Source organism: Rhodospirillaceae bacterium (assembly GCA_018662005.1).
GTDB lineage: Bacteria > Pseudomonadota > Alphaproteobacteria > Rhodospirillales > JABHCV01 > JACNJU01.
Window position 1 is genome coordinate 1 of sequence record JABJHA010000006.1, and the last position, 19299, is coordinate 19299.

Sequence of the window (19299 nt, forward strand, 5' to 3'; positions counted from 1 at the left end):
AGGAAACCCCGGCCACCGGTCAGTAACACCGTCTTGCCCGAAAAGTCCTTAGCCTGAATGGCCAGCCGCTGACAGATCTCGTCGATATCGGATTTAAGCAGAAATTCGGTCATGGAAATGTCTTCTTCGTGGTTAATGGGTGAATTTGCCACTCTATTAGCCCGAATCCGGGACTTGGCATAGTATAAACCCCTTTTAAACCTGCCCGTTACCACCATAAAAAAGGGCCAGACCGCACCAGCCTGACCCCTTTTGGATTTTATCATATTTTCTAAGCGCTCAATGCCTTCGGAAAGTATTCGTTTACGTATCCTATCATGGTATCGGCGTCAGAGACCTCAAACGGGTCATCCTCCACATTGTCGCCAAAACCGTCTTCAACAAACATTTTGACGATCTCGCCGTCTTCAACCAACATCGAATAGCGCCAGCTACGCATTCCGAAGCCCAGGTTTTCTTTTTCAACAAGCATCCCCATTTTACGGGTGAATTCAGCATTGCCGTCAGGCAGCAGGAAGACGTTTTTCGCCTTCTGGCTTTGGCCCCACTGGTACATGACAAAGGCGTCGTTAACCGACAGACAAACAATCTGGTCAACACCATGCGCCCTGAAGTCTTCATTCAATTCTTCGTATCGCGGCAGGTGGCTGGTCGAGCAGGTCGGGGTAAAGGCGCCGGGGAGGGCGAAAACAACAACCCGTTTGCCCTTGAAAATATCGTCACTGGTCAACGTCTTCCATTCAAATGGATTATCACCATCGATGTCATCATTACGAACACGGGTGTTGAAAGTCGCCTGGGGTATCTGTGTCATCATCTTGTTCTCCAAAAAATAAGGTTGCGAAACCGGCTGTTCGGCCTCGAGTGAAGACACCCTAGGCGATGTCTTTTAATTGGTAAAACAAGTTCAATAGCTTATACTTATTTGTATAATCACTTAAATAAAGAACCCCATGCCCCTCTACCGCCGTCTGCCAACACTGACCCAATTGCGTCACCTGATCGCCGTAAGCGAGCACGGCCATTTCGGACGCGCTGCCGAGGCTTGTTTTATCACCCAGTCCTCATTAAGTGCCTCGATCAGGGAACTTGAGACAACCCTGGGCGAAACTCTGATCGAGCGGACCAGGCGTTCCGTGATGATGACGGTGCTGGGCCTGGAAACCGTAAACCGGGCCAAAAACGTGATCAGGGATGTGGAAGACATCGCCGATCTTGTCAGCGCCGCCGGCGCCCCCCTTTCAGGGTCATTGCGTCTGGGCATCATTCCGACCATTGCCCCGTTCCTGTTGCCGCGGGTCTTGCCGACCCTGCGCGCGGCTTATCCGGAGCTGAAACTCTACTTGAGTGAAAAACAATCGGCCCCCCTTCTTGATGATCTTGCCGCCGGAAACCTTGACCTTCTGCTGCTCGCCTTTCCGTACCCGTGCGAGAAACTGAAAACGTTTGTCTTCGCCGATGACCCCTTCTGGGTCGCCTCCCCAAAAGGCCATCTGCCGATAAAGAAGGAGCGCCTGACGCGCCACGACATCGCGGCTGAAAACCTGCTGTTGTTGGGTGAAGGCCATTGCCTGCGCGACCATGCTTTAAGCGCCTGCGGGCTCGCCAAACAGCATCAGGGGGCGGAATTTCAGGCGACCAGCCTGCAGACACTTGTCCAGATGGTCGAGGGGGGACTCGGGGTTACGTTGCTTCCGAAGATGGCCATCGACGCCGGCATCGCCCGGTCGACCGGCATACAATTGCGCCCCATCGATGGCGAAAGCCTTGGTCGCCAAATCGGTTTTGCCTGGCGGCCTTCATCGCCACGCGAAGACGAATTCAAACTATTGGCGGCGTATTTCCGCGATGAACTGGCCACCCCCCTGTCACCGGGTAAAAAGGCAAAATTAAGGACAAGCCCTTGACTTTTCAACATCTTGAACCAACTCTAGGGGGAACGTTACTGGCGCCTACGGGGCCAGTAGCAGGGCGCTTTTAAGGGGCCCAAACCGCGCTATGCTCGCTCATAAGACTTCGAGGAGGAAACGCCACAATGTCGCGCCTATCTGGCTTCAACAGCCCACTTTTGCTGGGTTTTGATCATTTTGAACGGATTCTCGATCAGGCATCGAAAACCTCTGCCGAAGGCTATCCTCCTTATAACATTGAGCAATGCGGTGAAAATGCCTTGCGCATTACCGTCGCCATCGCCGGTTTCTCCATGGATGATTTGAGCGTCACCACCGAGGATAACCAGCTTGTCATCCGTGGCCGTCATTGCGAAGACGACAGCGAGCGCATCTACTTGCATCGCGGCATCGCGGCCCGTCAGTTCCAGCGCAGTTTCATTCTCGCCGAAGGCATCGAAATCACCGGCGCCTCTATGGATAATGGACTTTTGCACGTTGAATTGGTCCGTCACGTCCCGGAACCCGAAATTCGTAATATCAAGATCGAAGCCAACAAAGGCAGCAGCAACAAGCCAAAAACCATTGAGGTCGATCCCGATGACTAACGATTAAGTGAACAGGTGTGACTTTCAGGCCGTCCCGCCAGACCCCATATTAAACTAAAGCCCCATATAAACGTGCCGAACCCAAGACAGGGCGTTTTAAAAGGAGTTGATGAAATGATCCAGGACCCCACCACCCAAACCCCGATCAACCGCTATATGTCAGTTGCTGATTTCGCCCTTTATGGAGCCCAGGACGTTGCCTACGTCAAACCAGTGATCATCAACGGCGAGGCGCTTTATGCCATATACGCCGCCGACGGTCAGGAATTGGCTTTTATTGAAGGGCGTGATCTTGCCGACGCAACCGTGCGCCAAAACGACATGCAGCCGCTCAGCGTTCACTAAATCAGAAAAAATTAAGCTGCCTGGTGGGCGGTTTCTTCGATCAACAGGGCGTAAAGCGCTTCTGACTGGTCGGTGCCGCGAAGCTTGTCGCAGACCGTCTTGTCGCGCAACAGGCGTGATACGCGGGCCAATGCTTTCAGATGGTCTGCTCCGGCAGTTTCAGGGGCCAGCAGCAGGAAGATCAGATCAACCGGTTGCTCATCGATGGACTGGAAATCAATCGGCTTCTCAAGGCGTGCAAACAGGCCATAAAGTTTTTCAAGATTGGCTAATTTTCCATGTGGAATGGCAATGCCGTTACCAACGCCCGTGGTGCCTAGACGTTCGCGCTCCATCAGCACTTCAAAAATGGCGCGCTCGTGCAAGCCGGTGATATCGGCAGCCTTCTTTGCCAAATCCTGGATCGCCTGTTTTTTAGACGTCGCGTGTAGATTGGCGACGACACTTTCGGTGCTGATAAGGTCGTTGATTTCCATCAATACTTCCCTGATCCGGCTTTATAAAAATTGATTTTCAAGATTTTTCGGCCTCGCTGGGATCAATCCAGCCAATGTTGCCGTCGTCACGACGATAAACCACATTCAAGCCGCCATGGGCGCGATTGCGGAACATCATTACGGGTGCTTCGGCAAGGTCCATACGCATCACTGCCTGACTGACGGTCAGTGTTGCGATATTATGGGGCATCTCCGCAACGATGGCGGGCTCACCCGCTTCAGGCAATTCGTCCTCACCTTCGCTGGCGAGAATGGAATACTGGGCCATGACGATTTCGTCGTCACTGGGGCCATTCTGATGGTGGCTGCTAATGCGCCTTTTATAGCGCCGCAATTGCTTGGAGATACGCCCTAACGCACCATCAAATGCGCCGTAGGCGTCGTTGCCGTCCGCGCCGCCCTGCATAACCATGCCACGCCCGGCGTGGACGGAAATGTCGGCGCGAAAACCGGGGCCTTCCTTGGAGAAAACAACCGTTGAATCCAGCGCGTTCTCGAAATATTTTTTGACGGAGTTCTGCAATTGATCTTCGGCATGGCCGCGAAGGGCGTCACCGACATCAACATGTTTGCCTTTGATCGATATTTCCATGAGTGTGTGCCGTCCAGTTTATCTAAACTTTTCAGCTGTCCATATTGTTATGCAAAAAATTTCTTAAAACCTGGCGTCCAAATCTAACACCTTATATTAACGCTCCCTGGCACCTTGATTTACACCTGCGGGCTGCGAAGGCCCGGAACCTAGATGCCCGGTGCCCTGCTGTCAATAGTTTGCACACTTAAGAATTTGGTCCACTGGGCCAACCATTTGTTAGAGCGCAGAATTTTTTTCGCGGCGACGCTGCACGGATGAGGAAAGTCCCAGGGCTTCACGGTATTTAGCCACCGTCCGACGGGCAATGTCCATGCCTTCATTTTTCAAAATAGTAACAATTTTGTCGTCAGAAAGAATTTTAGCAGGTGCTTCTTCGTCAATCAATTCCTTGATTCTGTAGCGCACGGATTCTGCCGAATGGGTTTCCCCGCCCGATGAGCTGGCAATCGCTGCGGTAAAGAAATACTTGAGCTCGAAGATGCCCCGCGGAGAGGCAATGAACTTGTTCGATGTGACCCTGGATACGGTGCTTTCATGCATATCGATGACTTCGGCGATATCACGCAACACCAGTGGACGCAGATGCTGAACACCATTAGTGAAAAAACCGTCCTGCTGGCTGACAATTTCACTGGCCACTTTCAGGATCGTCGTCGCTCTTTGATGCAGGGATTTAACCAGCCAGTTAGCCGACTGATAACATTCATTTATATAGCGCTTGTCTTCTTTTGAACCGGCAACGGAACTGATGGTCGCGAAATAGGTGTTATTGACCAGAACCCTGGGCAAGGTATCGCTGTTCAATTCAACGATCCAGCCGCCGCCGGGCTGGCTGCGCATGATGACGTCGGGAACAACCGGCTGCATGATCGTATCTTCAAAAACCAGTCCCGGTTTCGGATCCAGTTCCTTGATCTCGGCAAACATGTCGGCGATGTCCTCTGCATCAACGCCGCAAATTTCCGTTAAGCGCTTAAGGTCGCGCTTGGCCAGCAAGTCCAGATTTTCAAGCAGCGTCTGCATGGCCGGATCGAGCCGGTCGCGCTCGCGCAGTTGCAGGGCAAGGCATTCAGCCAAATCGCGGGCGAACAGGCCCGGCTGGTCGATTCGCTGGAGCTTTTCCAAAACCTGCTCGACCTGTTCCAACGCACAGCCAAGGGTTTCGGCAACGCCCTCCAACGGGTCACTGATGTAACCAGAATCATCAAGCATATCAATAAGTTGGGTGCCAATCATTCGTTCCTCAGGATCACCCAGCGTCATCGTCATTTGACTGTTCAGGCGTTCGCGCAGGCTGACCTGATCGATCAGGGTTTCTTCCGGATTGGGAAGGGCGGCGCTAAAATCCGTGGCCCCGCCGGGGCCGTTATCGGCAAATGCGGGTTCGGCTAAATTGGCCTGGGCGATTTCGACGGGACTGGCTTCATCCGTATTCCACTCGTTGTCGACCTCCACGTCCAGGTCATTGCCGATGGCTTCGGCATCCTTGCCCGTGTCACTAAAATCGATGCTTTCTAGGCCTCCGTCTTCCTGCAGGGAATCGCCCGCTTGATCAGAAAGTTCATCGGCCATATCAAGCGCGTCACCGCCTTCCTGATCATCACCCTGGTCTTCTTCCTGACGTTCAAGAAGAGGATTCTGTTCAAGTTCCTGCTCCACATAATCGAGCAGTTCAATGCTGGAAAGTTGCAGCATTTTAATCGCCTGCTGCAATTGCGGCGTCATCACCAGTGACTGGCTTTGACGCAAATCCAGACGGGGGGTCAACGCCATGTCGAAACCCGCCTGTTGTTCAAAGTTGATCTAGAGACTGAAACGATCACCCAGATATACGCGCCTGACGTCTTCGTTTCCGACGATGTCGGAAGGCGCGCCCTCCATCAACATCATGCCATCATGGATAATGTATGCGCGATCAATGACATCCAATGTCTCGCGAACATTATGATCGGTGATCAACACACCGATACCACGGTCTTTCAAATGCGCGACCAGTTCACGGATGTCACCCACAGCGATCGGGTCAACACCGGCAAATGGCTCATCAAGCAAGATAAAATGCGGATTTGAAGCAAGTGCACGGGCGATTTCAACCCGTCGGCGTTCGCCACCCGAAAGCGCCAGCGCCGGGGTGCGGCGAAGATGGGTTATCGAAAATTCGGCGAGCAGGGCATCGAGCATGGACTCACGGCGTTCACGGACCGGCTCGGCGACCTCGAGCACGGCGCGGATATTATTTTCCACCGTCAGCCCCCGGAAAATTGAGGCTTCCTGTGGCAAGTAACCGATCCCCAAACGGGCGCGGCGATACATGGGAAGGTCGGTGATATCCTGACCATCAAGAACAACGGACCCGTAATCAAGGGGGATCAGGCCAGTAATCATATAGAAACACGTGGTTTTTCCGGCCCCGTTGGGACCAAGCAGGCCGACAACTTCACCGCGCTGAATAGACATGCTGGCGCCACGCACGACCGGGCGTTTCTTGAAGCGCTTGCCCATGTTCGTCGCATGCAGGCCGCGGTCCTTGTTTTCACTGATCAGGCGCGGCGCCTCTTCGGGCGTCGAAGGCGTCAAGCCGTGAATATCGATCGTGTCATCTACCATGGTTTTGCTAACGGAGCCTTTGAAATTCAATCATTTAACTTAGAACGACGTTGGTAAAAAAAGAGTTTAATTCCCTTGCGTTTTTTTGCCACCAAGGTTGAACACCCCGCCGACCTGGCCGCCACCCTGCCCTGCACAACTGAACATTTTTGAAATACCGCTGTTCATGTTGACCTCGGCCTTGCAGCCTTTTAGCTGGTTGGCATCGCGGACGATCATAACGGAACCGGTCAGCGTCGCGATACCGCTTTTCACAATATAGACGCCGCGTTCGGATGTCGCTTTTTCAGATTTGGTCACGACCTGCACATTATCGAACGCTTCGACCCTGCGAATAGAGCTTTTTCCGCTGCCGTCCTTTTTCATGTAGGCGACGATAACATCGGCTTTAAGATTTTTTCCATCGCTGAATACCTGCGCGTTTCCGCGTGCGACGGCCATCTGTTTACGTTCCCAGTATTCAAGCTGTTCATTGGCGATGACTTCGTCTGTCGGAGTCACCAAACTGACCTTCCTTCCGGTCAGAACCAGAATGCCGTTATCAACGTCATAGACACCTTTGTCGCCGGAAGCCGTTTCGCCGGGCGTTACGATACGGACGTTGTTAATAGCATCGAGACGCCATATTTCCGTGCCCCCATCTGGTAATTTGCGATAGAAAGCATGCAGTTCATCACCGTAAACTGTGACCTCGCCGCGCACGGCGCGCGCATGACCACGGGCGACAAAGGTCAACGCGTCCTGTTGCCACTCGATACCATCGTCAGCGTAAACTTCGATCGGCGCATCGGAATCACCGCTACCGAAATTGAGCCCCTGCGCCGATGCCGGGGTGACCAGCAACACAACGACGAAGCTTAGAGCAAAACGGGAGAGCCACTTGATCATTGCTGTTGCTCCCCGGCACCAGGATAAATCGTCAACTTTGATTTACCGGTGAAATAGATTGTCTTGCCCTTATCAACAAGACGAAATCCTTCGGCCTGCAATTTGCCGAACGGGCCTTGGCCTTCGATGGGGACTGAGCCACTGGCGGTGCCGCTGGTCAGTTCGATGTCAGCGCTTTCGGTGCGAAATTCGTACCCGGAATCATGAAACAGGTTGACCTGTTCGTTCAGGGTCAGGGTTTCGCTTTGGCGCACATAAATACCGTTCTTTGCCGTCACCACCAGCCACGAGCCGTCATCAAGGGAAATATCAGCCTTCGGCATTTCCAATTCGACGCTTTTTTCCGCATTCAGCAAATTTTTGGCGATGTCGGCTGTGATAGAGAATGTTTGCCGTTCCTTGTCGGCGCCAAGAAAGCGCGGGTTAATCATCGCCGGATTTTCCACATTACCGACTTTCAAAGCCGTAAAGCCGATGTTGAAGCGCGTGTCATTCAGTTTCAGGTAGGGCCAGACAACAATCAGGACGATCAGCAGCAAGGCGACCACCGGCAGCAAGACTTTCATCCAGATAACAAACCGCGAATAGCCCTGAACCGGTTGCCCGTGCAATGCGTTCGGACGACCGATTCCATCGGCGGCGACCATCGCCGGTTTGGGGGTTAATTGAGCGCTCATTTTTTGCGTCTCTTGCGTCCCATCAATTGGTTTTGGCTCAGGCAACACCGGCACGCAGACAATCATGAATGTGGACGATACCGACGGGGTGCGCGCCTTCAACGACAAAAAGCGTTGTAATGGCTTTTGAATTCATCGTCCCCAAAGCCTCGCTGGCCAGTGCATCGGCGCTTATAAAGCGGCCACCGGCTGTCATCACCTCGCCGGCTGTCCGGGCCATCAATTCGGGGCCCATGTGGCGCCGCAAATCGCCATCGGTCAAAATCCCTTGCAACGCGCCATCATCGCCAACAACGCCCAGACAGCCAAAACTTTTCGCCGTCATGACGACGATGGCCTCCGACATGGCCATGTCAGCCGCGACCAGGGGAAGTTCATCGCCGCTATGCATGATATCGCCGACTTTAAGCAACTGGTTGCCCAGTTTTCCGCCGGGATGGAAAACATGAAAGTCATCGGGCGAGAAACCCTTACGTTCCAGCATGGCGACGGCAAGAGCATCGCCCAGAGCCAACATCGCCGTTGTCGATGTTGTCGGCGCCAATCCCATGGGACAGGCTTCGTCAGTATCGGGCAGCATCAGGGCGACGGTCGCCGCCTTGGCCAGGGTGCTCTGCTGCTTGCCGGTAATGCCGATCAGGGGAATTTCAAAACGCTTGGCGTAGGCTACCAGATCGGCCAGTTCTGCCGTTTCGCCAGAATTCGACAAGGCGATGATAACGTCCTGTTCGGTAATCATTCCGAGGTCACCATGGCTCGCTTCACCGGGATGAACAAAAAACGTCGGCGTCCCTGTCGAAGCCATGGTGGCAACGATTTTACGAGCGATATGGCCACTTTTTCCCATTCCCGAAACAACGCAGCGACCGCTCATGGCCGAGAGTAAATCAAGGGCCTGAATAAAGGACTGGTCGAGATTTTCAGAGAGCGTCTGCAATCCTTCTATTTCCAGCAGCAGGACACGTTTGGCAGAATCGAGCAGGTCTTTTTCCGGTTTGCTTTTTGTCGCGGTCATTTAATTATTATCGTTATCCTGGACTGTACGGATGATCCGCACGTTCTATCGGCGCACTATGGGTGAAGTGGTGCAATTATGGGGCCAACACGTTGATTGGTCAATAAAACCGGGGTCAGGGATGAAGTCCGACAGAAAGTCAGTGATGAAAGATATCGACGTCGATCCATCCCTTGAGGTCAAGGGTGGCACGGGTCGGTAAAAACCTGAAACAAGCCTCAAGAAGCTGGTCGCGGCCTTCACGCACCAGCATCGCATCAAGGACGTCGCGCAGACGATGCAAATAAAGGACGTCAGAAGCCGCGTACAATATCTGATCTTTGCTTAAAGTAGCCGCCCCCCAGTCCGATGACTGCTGGGCTTTCGAGATTTCAATCCCCAGAATTTCCCGACAAAGGTCTTTAAGGCCATGGCCGTCCGTATAGGTACGAGCCAGTTGAGAGGCAATTTTGGTGCAGTAGATCGGATCGCACTCAACCCCCAGATAACCGCTAATCACGGCAATATCAAAGCGCGCATAATGAAAAATCTTGGTCACCGCGCTATCACTCATCAGGGCTTTTAAATTGGGCGCGGCATAATCGTCACCGGCATCAAACTTGACCAGATGGGCGGTTCCATCACCGGCTGAAAGCTGGACAACACAAAGACGATCGCGGTGATTGTTCAGGCCCATTGCCTCGGTATCGACAGCAACAGCGTCGCCAAAATCAAGGCCGGCAGGGATATCACCCTGATGAACTTCTATCTTTGCGTCTTTGGCACTGCTTACATTCACCGGGTTTCTCCTCGGCATTCGCCTTCGAGAAAAAGAAAATGGTGCCCAGGAGAAGACTCGAACTTCCACGACCTTGCGATCACTGACACCTGAAGCCAGCGCGTCTACCAATTCCGCCACCTGGGCACGGGGCTTGTCAATTCAAGCGGCCTTTAAGCCACTTTCGCACTGTCTTTACCCGCCCCGGCGCGACAGGTCAACAGGATGTCGCCGAATGTCGATAAGATTGATTTAATCCGCTGAAACATATGATATGTTGAGACCTTGAATTAAAGTGGGAAAAGTGGAGCAATAGCGATGGCGCGTCGTGTCGTAACAGTCTTTGGCGGTACAGGTTTTATCGGCCGCCACCTTATTCAACGTCTGGCCAAACAAGGCGCTGTCGTTCGTGTCGCCACCCGCGATACCGAAGCCGCCAATTTTTTGAAGCCATTGGGAGAAATTGCCCAGATCGCCCCGGTTCCCGTCAAAATCGATGACGCGGCCTCTATTGCCCGCGCCGTTCACGGTGCCGATCAGGTGATCAATCTGATTGGTATTTTGTCAGAATGGGGCAAGTCGACCTTCGAGAGCATCCACGTTGGCGCCGCAAGCGCTATCGCCCAGGCTGCCGCAAGCGCCGGTGTCCGTCAGTTCGTCCATGTCTCGGCGCTGGGCGCATCGGCAGAGTCTGCATCCTTTTATTCACGCTCCAAAGCAGCCGGGGAAGAGGCCGTAAAAGCCGCCTTTGCCGACGCCGTTATTGTTCGCCCGGCAGCCATCTTCGGGCCGGAAGATCATTTCTTCAACATGTTTGCGGGTCTTGCCCGGATCACGCCTGTGATGCCGGTGTTCGGCTGTCCGTTGATTCCCAAACTGCATCTTTTCGGCATCGACGCGCCGGTCGATATTGATTTTTATGGTCACGGCGGCACCCGCCTGCAGCCGGTCTATGTTGGCGATGTGGCCGATGCCATTGCCGCCATTCTTGATGATAAAGCGATCAAGGGCAGCACCTTTGAGCTGGCCGGGCCGCAGGTTTACAGCTTCAAGGCGATGATGGACATGATCCTGAAAGAAAGCGGTCGTCCGCGTATGCTCATCCCCTATCCCTTTGCACTGGCTTCATTCTGGGCCTGGTTTATTGAGTTTTTGCCCAATCCCATCCTCACCCGTGATCAGGTTACATTGCTGAAGACCGATAATGTGATTTCCGGTGAGCTGCCGGGATTTGCCGACTTAAAGCTAAAACCGGCAAGTGCCGAGGCTATGTTGCCAACCTACCTCAGGCGGTTTCGACCGCCGGCCAAACGCCACCTCAGGGAAGCCTGATCGGCAGGTTCTTACAGGTCCAGCTCGGTTGCAGCGGCGGCGATCAATTCGGCAAATTCACGAAGGAAAACGGATCCACGAACGGTGCGCTGTATCAACACGCTGCGCCGATCCTGCTCGTCAGGCTTACGACGAACCAGTTCAATATCACTTAAACGATCCAGCGCCCGGGTAATGGCCGGTTTGGAAACTTTCAGGGCGTCGGCCAGGCCGCGCACCGTATGGGGCGGCGGTGTCAGATAGACCGTCAGCAGCAAAGCCATCTGGCGAGCCGATAAATCCGGCGCTTCACGACGAACGCTGGTCACCGTTGCCCGGCGCCATAAATCCAGGGCCTGCAATTCTTCCAGTTCAAGCGCCATGATGATTTTGTTTTCCGTTAAATCATTTCGTTATCAAAACTTCTATCCGATTGGGCCCATAATAAGCAACAAAAAACCACCCTCTACTTAGAGAAAAACTCACCGAAATGAACTGATAAACTAGGCGAAACGTTCTTTTAGCAGGGCGAACAGGGCCCTCATCGACATCGCCTCGCCGCCTTCGGGACGGCCCGCGCTGGAGGTTGTGTTCCAGGCCATCAGGTCAATATGGGCCCAGCTTGTGCCTTCATTGACAAACGCCTCGAGAAACAAGGCAGCGGTGATTGCGCCTGCTAAACCACCCTCTGCGGCGTTGTTAAGGTCGGCAACCTTTCCTTCGATCAACTTGGCGTAAGGTTGCCATAAGGGGAGCCGCCAGAGCGGATCGTTTTCTGCCCCGCTATGGCGCGCAAGTTGCCGGGCCAGATCATCATCGTTGGTAAACAAAGCCGGCAATTCGGTGCCCAGTGCAACCCTGGCGGCGCCGGTCAGTGTTGCCATGTCGATCAACAGGTCGGGTGTTTCCTGACACGCCGCACTTAAGGCGTCGGCCAGAACAAGGCGACCCTCGGCATCCGTATTGCCGATTTCGACGCTCATACCATTGCCCATGGTGATCACATCAAGGGGTCGCATGGCATTTCCCGAAACACTGTTTTCGACGGCCGGGATCAGCACCCGTAAGCGCACCGGAAGGACTGCCGCCATGATCATTGAGGCAAGCCCCAGAACATGGGCCGCCCCGCCCATGTCCTTTTTCATCAGTTTCATACCCGCAGCACCCTTTAAGTCGAGGCCGCCGCTATCAAAACAGACGCCCTTGCCGACCAGGGTCACCTTGGGACTTTCAGGATCGCCCCACTGAAGGTCGATCAACCTTGGTGAACGGGTGCTGGCACGCCCAACGGCGTGGACGGCGGGAAAGGCATGGTCGAGCAGATCATCACCAACGATAACCTGAAAGGAGGCGTCATGGGTTTCGGCTAACGCCTGGGCGGCATCGGCCAGTTGCTCAGGGCCCATGTCAGAAGCCGGTGTGTTGACCAGATCACGAACCAGAAACGTCGCCCGGGCCGCGCGGCTCACCGCGTCGCGCTCACAGGTTTTGGGCCAGAGCAAACACGGCATGTCAATCTCGTCGTCTGTTTGCTGACTGGCGTAACGACTAAACCCGTATCCGGCCAGAGCCCAACCAAGGGCGGCCCGGTAAGCTTCGTCGGGGCCTAAGTCATTTTCAAGATGATAATTGCGCGCCGGCAAACCCGCTGACACCCCGGCCCATGTCCAAAGCCCCGAAGGATCATCGTCGCCTAGGCCCGTTAAGACCCTTTCAAGGTTGCCTTGTTCATCAGCGATCAGGCAATGGGTCCCGGCTTTGGCGTTAAAGCCGGTTGCCTCGACCCAGCTTGATATCCTGTCCGGTTGATCAGCAAGCCAAAGGGCCAGAGCCTCTGCCCCGGCAAGCGTTGTCAATGCAATGCTGTCTGCAGCATCTTCAATCAGGTTCAAAGGCACGGGTTCAGATTCCTGCTTTTAGTCGGAATTGGCGGCCTCGATTTTCTTGTCTGTGCTGTATTGGCTTAAAGCATAAACCGACCAGATCGCCGCCGGAATCCAACCGATCAACGTTATTTGCAATATCAGGCAAATGACGCCGGCGATGGGGCGGCCAATCGTGAAAAATTGGAGCCAGGGCAGGAGGACTGCAAGAATAAGGCGCATGTGAAAAACATTCCTTTTGTTTCAACGTTAAGAATAAACAATCTAACCATTCTACGCGTCCCGGCGAACACCTAAATTGGTATTGCACGGACCAACAGCGAGGGTCACTGTAAGTTATCCATTCAAAGGGCCAAACCAATGAGCGACGAGACAAACCTAGAAGGCATTTTTGAGACCGTCAAAATCTATTTCGACGGCATCTATCGAAGCGACGTTGATTTGCTAAGACGAATCTTCCATCCCCTGGCAACCGTCATCGGCTATGGCAGCGACGGGGAGCTGAAAACCATGACGCTGGAGGATTTTCTTGGTTTCGTTCAAACCGTACCATCGCCCGAGACAACCGGTGCGGATTTTGATATGTCGGTGTTATCGGTGGATCGAAGCGGCAAAGCCGCGGCCGTCAAAGTTCATGATTATTATATTGGCCGGGATTTTATTGATTACCTGCACCTGGCGGAAACCGATTCGGGATGGAAAATAACCGCCAAGGCCTTCCATTCGGACGCCAGAGAATAATTTTTCTCCCCTGTGACGGCGATCACAGCATCTGACATTGGAATGTGCTTTTATCATCTTGTCGATGCATTACTTCTCCCCTTGCTCCCGACACTCATTTTGTACCTACCCTGTCAAACTCGCTGGTCCCTTGGAGGACCAGCTTTTTTTTGAGAAAAACAAAGACGAAAAAGCTAGCTTAAAAAGCCGTCGATAAAACTTGAAACGGACTCAGGGTTGGAAAGGTATGCGATGGCCAGAATAACAATAAGCAAGGTGATAGAACCGATAACAATGACGGACGACCTGATACGATCAATGAGGTCCGTAACACGTTCGGGGTGCAGTTTTCCCTTGTCATTGGCTTCCGGTACATCTTCTTCGTGACTTTTCGCGGCGGGTTTATGTTTTTGAGCATGGGATGAACCATGAGAAACAGCGATTCCATCCTGCAAACCACCCGTATAAATGGTTTTGGAACGCTCCTCGCCGGTCTCATCGTCAGCGCTTTCCTGAATGACCTTGACCGCTTGAAGATGCTTTCCGGCTTCGGCGGTTTTGGCTTCCGAAAGGGCCTCTTCCCGGTCATCCGTAACGAACAAGATGGACCAGCGAGCATCCTTGAAACCCATCACTTCATATGAAACGGATGAAACCATAGCCTCACTCTCTTGATTGAACTTGTCATTTAAAAGGATATTCTGCCCGAAAGTATGGAACAATACCATTTCAAAGGCGGCGCAAATTGAAATATCTGGGCTTCATTGCCGATATCAGGGATTGAAAAAAATTTTATTCTTCATATTCCGTTCAGGTTAGTGTTTTAAACGACTAGCATGACAATCAAAAATGCCAATAAAATCCTTATCGTTGATGACGACACCGTCATCATGGATTTCATGACTGAACTTCTGCAAGACGAAATCAGTGTCTCTTACACATCCGAAGGCGCGAAAGCGCTGGAACTTGGAAAGTTGCACAAGCCGGATTTGATCCTGCTTGATGTGATGATGCCGGGAATGGATGGTTTTGAAGTTTGTGCGTTGCTCAAGGCTGATCCCGAAACCCAGCACATTCCGGTTGTCTTCCTGACCGGCAAGGCCGACGAAAAGGATATCGCCAGGGGATTGGAACTGGGGGCCATTGATTATATCACCAAGCCGTTCGATCCCGAACTCATTACCATCAAGATTAACAACATCCTCAAACAAATCACCGCCACCCGTGCTGCAACCAAACCCGCCGGGGGCGGAAATTTCAAGGCCGACAAAGCAGCGGACCGTCGCGCCGATGGGGAACGCAGGCCCGATCGCATTCCAAAAGTCGCACCCGATGGCGCTCAAGAGCGACGCGCCCACGGACCAACGAGGCCGGATCGTTTTCCAAAACCTGACGAAACATCCCCAAGCGGGATGTCGCTAAAGCAATTTCTTCTTATCGCCGTTCTTGTCGCGGTCGCTGGCGGTGGTGGATACGCATGGTACAGCAACACACCTGCCGGTTCTGATAGCGTCTCAAAAACCGGGCCCGCAACACCTGCCCCGACAAACAAACAACCGATGACGCAGAAAGGTTTAACCGAAGACGATATGCAGGCTGTCATTGCCGAAGCCTACGATCAATCAGGAAACTCCTCACAAACGACGTCCTCTGCATCGACGCGGGCGTGTGGTGAACTGCCGAAAGTGCCGTGGTGGGGCAATGTCTCCCACGAAAGCATTATCAGTTACGTCAACAACAAGAACAGCGGCGACTGGGATGCCTACGTTGCCAAGTGGGAGCGTCAGCTGGAAAAACTGGGCAGTATTCAATCCAGGGGCGGAACGGTTATCGCACCAAAACTGGGCACCCGCCTGACCGGCACGGTGCTGGCCGAATATGTAGACCAGGTCGAAACCCGCTTAAAGGTAACCCGCTGCCTGGCCAAAGTTTCCAGTCCGCAATAGCTTTGATGGCGTTGAAATAAACTGACGATCAAGGGACACTGGCCGTGTGGTCAGATAAATGCGAATTGGTCTGTGTATATCAGAAGCATTTGCCGGGTACGAACAGCCACAGTCGATGTGATCGCCCTCTTTTAGTTAGCCATAACAACCTGATTGACGCGCCAGCCGCTTGGTCAGTGCCAGCACGACGTCTACAGCCGGGGTAGGGGTTTCGGTCAAGCAGCCCAACTCCTGAACGGCGCCGATCAGGGCATCAATCTCCATGGGCCGTCCGCGTTCCAGGTCCTGCAACATTGATGTTTTATGGGCGCCTACGTCTCCGGCTCCCTTGATGCGTTTATCAACATCAACCGGAAATTTGACACCCAGTTTGCCGGCAATGGTTTCAGCCTCGATCATCATGGTACGGGCGACGGCGCGGCTGTCAGGGTCGCTGACGATATCTTCCAGGGTTGACCCGGTTAAGGCGCTGATCGGGTTGAACGATAGGTTACCCCACAGTTTTACCCAGATTTCATTACGAATATTGTTTTTTACCGGCGCTCGTAATCCGGCGTCAATCATGGCCTTGCTTAAAGCCTGGGCGCGATCTGACTTTGATCCGTCCGGCTCGCCCAGGGTAAATCTGTTGCCTTCAATATGCTCGATGACGCCGGGTTCAACCACTTCACATGCCGGATAAACGACACAGCCAATGGCGCGTTTGGGGGTAATGGCGTTCCACAGAACACCGCCGGGGTCGACGCTTTCAATACGGCGGTCCTGCCACGGGCCGTCAAGTCCGTGAAAATACCAGAACGGGATGCCGTTCATGCCGGTGACGACGGCGGTCTCATCGCCCAGCAAGGGGGCCAGATTGCCCGCGATGGGCGGAACCGAATGGGCTTTCAGGGTCAGGATGATATAGTCCTGGGGGCCCAGGTCGGCAGGATCATCACTGGCTGTTACGGTGGCGGTTTTCTCTTCACCGGCGATGCGCAAGCGCAGACCGTTTGCGCGAATGGCCTCAAGGTGCGCTCCGCGCGCGACAATGGAAACATCATAACCGGCGCGTTTTAGTTCAACGGCCATATAGCCGCCGATGGCGCCCGCTCCGAAAATGCAGATTTTCAAGATGTCAGCCCCAGTTTTTCGGCAAGACCGATTCGCTGTACCTTACCCGTCGCACCTTTCGGGATTTCCTCAAGGATGACAACTTTACGCGGCACCTTGAAGTCGGCAAGGCGGCTGCTGGCGTAGTCGCGAATAGAGCGCTCGTCCGCTTCGCTGCCTTCATTCAAGACCACGGCGGCGGCGACTTCTTCACCCAGTTTGTCATGGGGCATGGCGAAGGTGACGATCTGGGCAATATCGGGATGGTCGAGCAGAACTTCATCGACCTCACGTGGCGAGATTTTCTCGCCGCCGCGATTGATAATTTCTTTCAGGCGTCCGGTAATGGTCAGGTAGCCCTGCGCGTCAAGATTTCCCTGATCGCCGGTGCGAAACCAACCGCCCGTAAAGCCTGTGGCGTTGGCCTCATCATTGTTCTGATAACCGGTGGTGACATTGTCACCCCTGATGACGATCTCACCTGTGTCACCCTGGGCAAGGATATTGCCATCATCATCCATGATGCCAACCTCGGGCCCGGCGGCTATGCCGACAGTGCCGGGCTTGCGGTCCATCGGTTCAAGCGGGTTAGAGGCCATTTGATGGGCTGCCTCGGTCATCCCGTAAGCTTCAATGACCCGACAGCCGAATGTCTCCTCCAGTTGCAGCAAGACCTGCGGCGGCAGGGCGGCCGATGAAGAGCGGACAAAACGCAGTTCGGCCCGTTCAAGACTTTCGACGTTGCGCGGGGCGCGGGCCAGAATCGTCTGATGCATGGTCGGAACCGCCGTGTACCAGCTTGGGCAGGCATCATCCATCCAGCCAAAAAACTTAAGCGCGTTGAAGCCCGGTGTGCAGAAGATGGAAGCCCCGGCGGCCAGGGACGACAGCACGGCGGCGATCAGGCCGTGGATATGAAACAGCGGCATCACGTTAAGGCAGCGGTCGGTTTCGCTTAAAGCCAGTGTCTTGCCAATGTTGATGGCCGAGGTGCAGACATTGCGATGGCTTAAGGGAACGATCTTGGGCCTGGATGTGGTGCCAGAGGTATGCAGGACGAGAGCGACATCATCGGCCTGGGCGGAACCGCCGTTGGCTGTCTTCACGGGCACGATGGTTTGGTCTTCAAGTTGCAGGGTAAAGGATCCTGCAGGGGCGGCTTCATCGACAACGAGTTCAATAATCATAACGCCGTGCTTTGCGGCGACGGCGCGGGCAGGCGAATCCATGCCCTGCCCGATGACAAGGGCGCGGGCGTTCAGGTCGGATAGATAAAAATCCAATTCATCTTCCCTGTAGGCCGGGTTTAAGGGGGCGGAGGTCGCCGCCGATGCAATGGCGACAAAGGCCGTCGCCATTTCCGGGCCGTTGGGCAGAATAATGGCAACCGGGTCGTTGCGGCCAATGCCGAGGTCGTTCAATTTTAAAATGGTGTCGGCAACCAGCTGGTTCAGCGCGCCATAGGTTAAGGGGTCTCTGTCAGGGGCGTTAAGGGCGGCGGCGCTCTGCTCAAAGGGTGCGATAAGGTGTTCGATGGTCGTGTCGGTCATGTGGCTTCTTTCATTCTTGTTCTTTGCACCCGGCTTATCCGGTTTCGGTGGCGTCATCAATAGCGACAACTTCGTCTGCTTCATAGTTTGAACCAAGCAGGGCCTTGTGGACTGATTTAAGATGATTGCGCATGGCGGTTTCAGCCTGTTCCATATCACGGGCGATGATGGCGTCAATAATGGCCAGATGCTGTTTCCCGGAGCGTTGGCGATGGGCATCGGTCAAGCGTGATTTGCGCAGACGTCCCCATTCGGTGGCCTCGCGGACCGTATTGAGGGCATTGAACAAAGTCAGCAAAAGCGTGTTGTGAGAGCCTTCGGCAACGGCCTGATGGAAAGCGCCGTCCCAACGCTCATACGTATGCCAGTCAACAGCGGCGTCTTTTCGCTTTGAACATAAACGCATGCGCTCGATATCTGCGGCGGTCGATTGAATAGCCGCTATCCGCACGATGCCCGGCTCCAAAAGCAGTCGCGCCTGCATAACCTCTGCAGGATTGGTGTGGGTGCTCAGGGCCGTAATCTCATCCATCCTGTCAAGCGGGCGGGTGCCAATGAAGGTGCCACGGCCAACATGACGCCAGATCTTGCCTTCAGCTTCGAGCAGACTGAGCGCCTTGCGCAATTCTCCACGGCTCATATTAAGCTCTTCGCAAAGACGGCGTTCAGGCGGCAGCTTGCTTTGCGGAGGCAATGCCCGATCTTCGATATATGATGCCAAACGGGCGGCAGCATGACGTTGCGGATTCATTTCAGACAAGCCTCCCAAACCAATTTTTAACCAATATATACATTGGCTAAGTTTTGTGCAACAAACTTATCGTTATATTTCAATAAGTTAATTAATAACAGCCGAGCTAATTGACACCATTATTATAATGGTTGATAATTATGTGTCCATTCAGAAATATAACAAATG

The 19299-nt window shown here is 53.7% G+C and carries 23 protein-coding genes and 1 tRNA gene; 6 read left to right on the forward strand and 18 right to left on the reverse strand.

Annotation, left to right across the window (positions count from 1 at the left end; all coding sequences use genetic code 11):
- The coding region (locus HOL66_03815; GenBank protein MBT5243351.1) for a nucleoside-diphosphate sugar epimerase at window positions 1-113 on the reverse strand (113 nt) is incomplete at its 3' end.
- Between the two features lie 158 nt (window positions 114-271).
- Entirely contained in the window at window positions 272-817 is a 546-nt protein-coding gene (locus HOL66_03820) for a peroxiredoxin (GenBank protein ID MBT5243352.1), read from the reverse strand.
- A 136-nt stretch (window positions 818-953) separates the two neighbouring features.
- Between HOL66_03820 and HOL66_03825 the strand changes: the two genes are divergently transcribed.
- The 3 genes from HOL66_03825 to HOL66_03835 all read left to right on the forward strand — a co-directional run bounded on the left by HOL66_03825 (window position 954) and on the right by HOL66_03835 (window position 2842).
- Window positions 954-1907, forward strand: a complete 954-nt coding sequence (locus HOL66_03825) for a hydrogen peroxide-inducible genes activator (GenBank protein MBT5243353.1) — start codon at window positions 954-956, stop codon at window positions 1905-1907.
- Window positions 1908-2035: 128 nt separating this feature from the next.
- Window positions 2036-2497 carry an Hsp20 family protein gene (locus HOL66_03830; protein ID MBT5243354.1) on the forward strand — a complete coding sequence of 154 codons (462 nt, stop codon included), beginning with the start codon at window positions 2036-2038 and terminating at the stop codon, window positions 2495-2497.
- Window positions 2498-2611: 114 nt separating this feature from the next.
- Window positions 2612-2842, forward strand: coding sequence for a DUF1150 family protein (locus tag HOL66_03835; GenBank protein MBT5243355.1), 231 nt, complete (start codon window positions 2612-2614; stop codon window positions 2840-2842).
- An 11-nt stretch (window positions 2843-2853) separates the two neighbouring features.
- Here the strand turns inward: HOL66_03835 and ptsN are convergent, their stop codons facing one another.
- The 9 genes from ptsN to HOL66_03880 form a co-directional block, all read right to left on the reverse strand.
- On the reverse strand, window positions 2854-3318 hold the full coding sequence (gene ptsN / locus HOL66_03840) for a PTS IIA-like nitrogen regulatory protein PtsN (protein MBT5243356.1): 465 nt from the start codon (window positions 3316-3318) through the stop codon (window positions 2854-2856).
- Between the two features lie 37 nt (window positions 3319-3355).
- Window positions 3356-3931 (reverse strand): ribosome-associated translation inhibitor RaiA, encoded by a 576-nt coding sequence (gene raiA, locus HOL66_03845; protein MBT5243357.1) that lies wholly within the window; start codon window positions 3929-3931, stop codon window positions 3356-3358.
- Window positions 3932-4150: 219 nt separating this feature from the next.
- The gene (gene rpoN / locus HOL66_03850; GenBank protein ID MBT5243358.1) at window positions 4151-5707 is read right to left on the reverse strand and encodes an RNA polymerase factor sigma-54; all 1557 of its coding nucleotides are present in this window, start codon (window positions 5705-5707) and stop codon (window positions 4151-4153) included.
- A 30-nt stretch (window positions 5708-5737) separates the two neighbouring features.
- Entirely contained in the window at window positions 5738-6541 is an 804-nt protein-coding gene (lptB, locus tag HOL66_03855; GenBank protein ID MBT5243359.1) for an LPS export ABC transporter ATP-binding protein, read from the reverse strand.
- A 66-nt stretch (window positions 6542-6607) separates the two neighbouring features.
- Window positions 6608-7429, reverse strand: coding sequence for a hypothetical protein (locus HOL66_03860; protein ID MBT5243360.1), 822 nt, complete (start codon window positions 7427-7429; stop codon window positions 6608-6610).
- Window positions 7426-8106, reverse strand: coding sequence for an LPS export ABC transporter periplasmic protein LptC (gene lptC, locus HOL66_03865; GenBank protein ID MBT5243361.1), 681 nt, complete (start codon window positions 8104-8106; stop codon window positions 7426-7428). The genes HOL66_03860 and lptC overlap by 4 nt, the downstream gene beginning before the upstream one ends.
- Before the next feature lie 37 nt (window positions 8107-8143).
- Window positions 8144-9121: a KpsF/GutQ family sugar-phosphate isomerase gene (locus HOL66_03870; GenBank protein MBT5243362.1), complete on the reverse strand. Its 978-nt coding sequence runs from the start codon at window positions 9119-9121 to the stop codon at window positions 8144-8146.
- A gap of 139 nt (window positions 9122-9260) precedes the next feature.
- Entirely contained in the window at window positions 9261-9917 is a 657-nt protein-coding gene (locus tag HOL66_03875) for a ribonuclease D (GenBank protein MBT5243363.1), read from the reverse strand.
- A gap of 21 nt (window positions 9918-9938) precedes the next feature.
- A tRNA-Leu gene (locus tag HOL66_03880) sits at window positions 9939-10025 on the reverse strand.
- Window positions 10026-10196: 171 nt separating this feature from the next.
- On the opposite strand from HOL66_03880, the gene HOL66_03885 reads away from it, so the two are divergent.
- Window positions 10197-11210 carry a complex I NDUFA9 subunit family protein gene (locus HOL66_03885; protein ID MBT5243364.1) on the forward strand — a complete coding sequence of 338 codons (1014 nt, stop codon included), beginning with the start codon at window positions 10197-10199 and terminating at the stop codon, window positions 11208-11210.
- An 11-nt stretch (window positions 11211-11221) separates the two neighbouring features.
- On the opposite strand, the gene HOL66_03890 is transcribed toward HOL66_03885, so the two are convergent.
- The 3 genes from HOL66_03890 to HOL66_03900 form a co-directional block, all read right to left on the reverse strand.
- Window positions 11222-11572, reverse strand: coding sequence for a MarR family transcriptional regulator (locus HOL66_03890; protein ID MBT5243365.1), 351 nt, complete (start codon window positions 11570-11572; stop codon window positions 11222-11224).
- Window positions 11573-11692: 120 nt separating this feature from the next.
- Window positions 11693-13087 carry a leucyl aminopeptidase family protein gene (locus tag HOL66_03895; GenBank protein MBT5243366.1) on the reverse strand — a complete coding sequence of 465 codons (1395 nt, stop codon included), beginning with the start codon at window positions 13085-13087 and terminating at the stop codon, window positions 11693-11695.
- Window positions 13088-13105: 18 nt separating this feature from the next.
- Window positions 13106-13294, reverse strand: a complete 189-nt coding sequence (locus tag HOL66_03900) for a YqaE/Pmp3 family membrane protein (GenBank protein ID MBT5243367.1) — start codon at window positions 13292-13294, stop codon at window positions 13106-13108.
- A 138-nt stretch (window positions 13295-13432) separates the two neighbouring features.
- Here HOL66_03900 and HOL66_03905 point away from each other — a divergent pair, with 138 nt between their 5' ends.
- Window positions 13433-13813, forward strand: coding sequence for a nuclear transport factor 2 family protein (locus HOL66_03905; protein ID MBT5243368.1), 381 nt, complete (start codon window positions 13433-13435; stop codon window positions 13811-13813).
- A 173-nt stretch (window positions 13814-13986) separates the two neighbouring features.
- Here the strand turns inward: HOL66_03905 and HOL66_03910 are convergent, their stop codons facing one another.
- Window positions 13987-14451, reverse strand: coding sequence for a hypothetical protein (locus HOL66_03910; protein MBT5243369.1), 465 nt, complete (start codon window positions 14449-14451; stop codon window positions 13987-13989).
- Window positions 14452-14628: 177 nt separating this feature from the next.
- Here HOL66_03910 and HOL66_03915 point away from each other — a divergent pair, with 177 nt between their 5' ends.
- Window positions 14629-15738 carry a response regulator gene (locus tag HOL66_03915; protein MBT5243370.1) on the forward strand — a complete coding sequence of 370 codons (1110 nt, stop codon included), beginning with the start codon at window positions 14629-14631 and terminating at the stop codon, window positions 15736-15738.
- Between the two features lie 135 nt (window positions 15739-15873).
- Here HOL66_03915 and HOL66_03920 read toward each other — a convergent pair whose 3' ends face one another.
- Genes HOL66_03920 through HOL66_03930 form a run of 3 tightly spaced genes read right to left on the reverse strand, consistent with a single transcriptional unit; the run spans window position 15874 to window position 19131 of the window.
- Window positions 15874-16851 carry a 2-dehydropantoate 2-reductase gene (locus HOL66_03920; GenBank protein MBT5243371.1) on the reverse strand — a complete coding sequence of 326 codons (978 nt, stop codon included), beginning with the start codon at window positions 16849-16851 and terminating at the stop codon, window positions 15874-15876.
- Window positions 16848-18380, reverse strand: coding sequence for an AMP-binding protein (locus tag HOL66_03925; GenBank protein ID MBT5243372.1), 1533 nt, complete (start codon window positions 18378-18380; stop codon window positions 16848-16850). Before HOL66_03925 ends, HOL66_03920 begins: the two co-directional genes overlap by 4 nt.
- Before the next feature lie 34 nt (window positions 18381-18414).
- Window positions 18415-19131 (reverse strand): FadR family transcriptional regulator, encoded by a 717-nt coding sequence (locus HOL66_03930; GenBank protein MBT5243373.1) that lies wholly within the window; start codon window positions 19129-19131, stop codon window positions 18415-18417.
- Window positions 19132-19299: the final 168 nt, after the last annotated feature.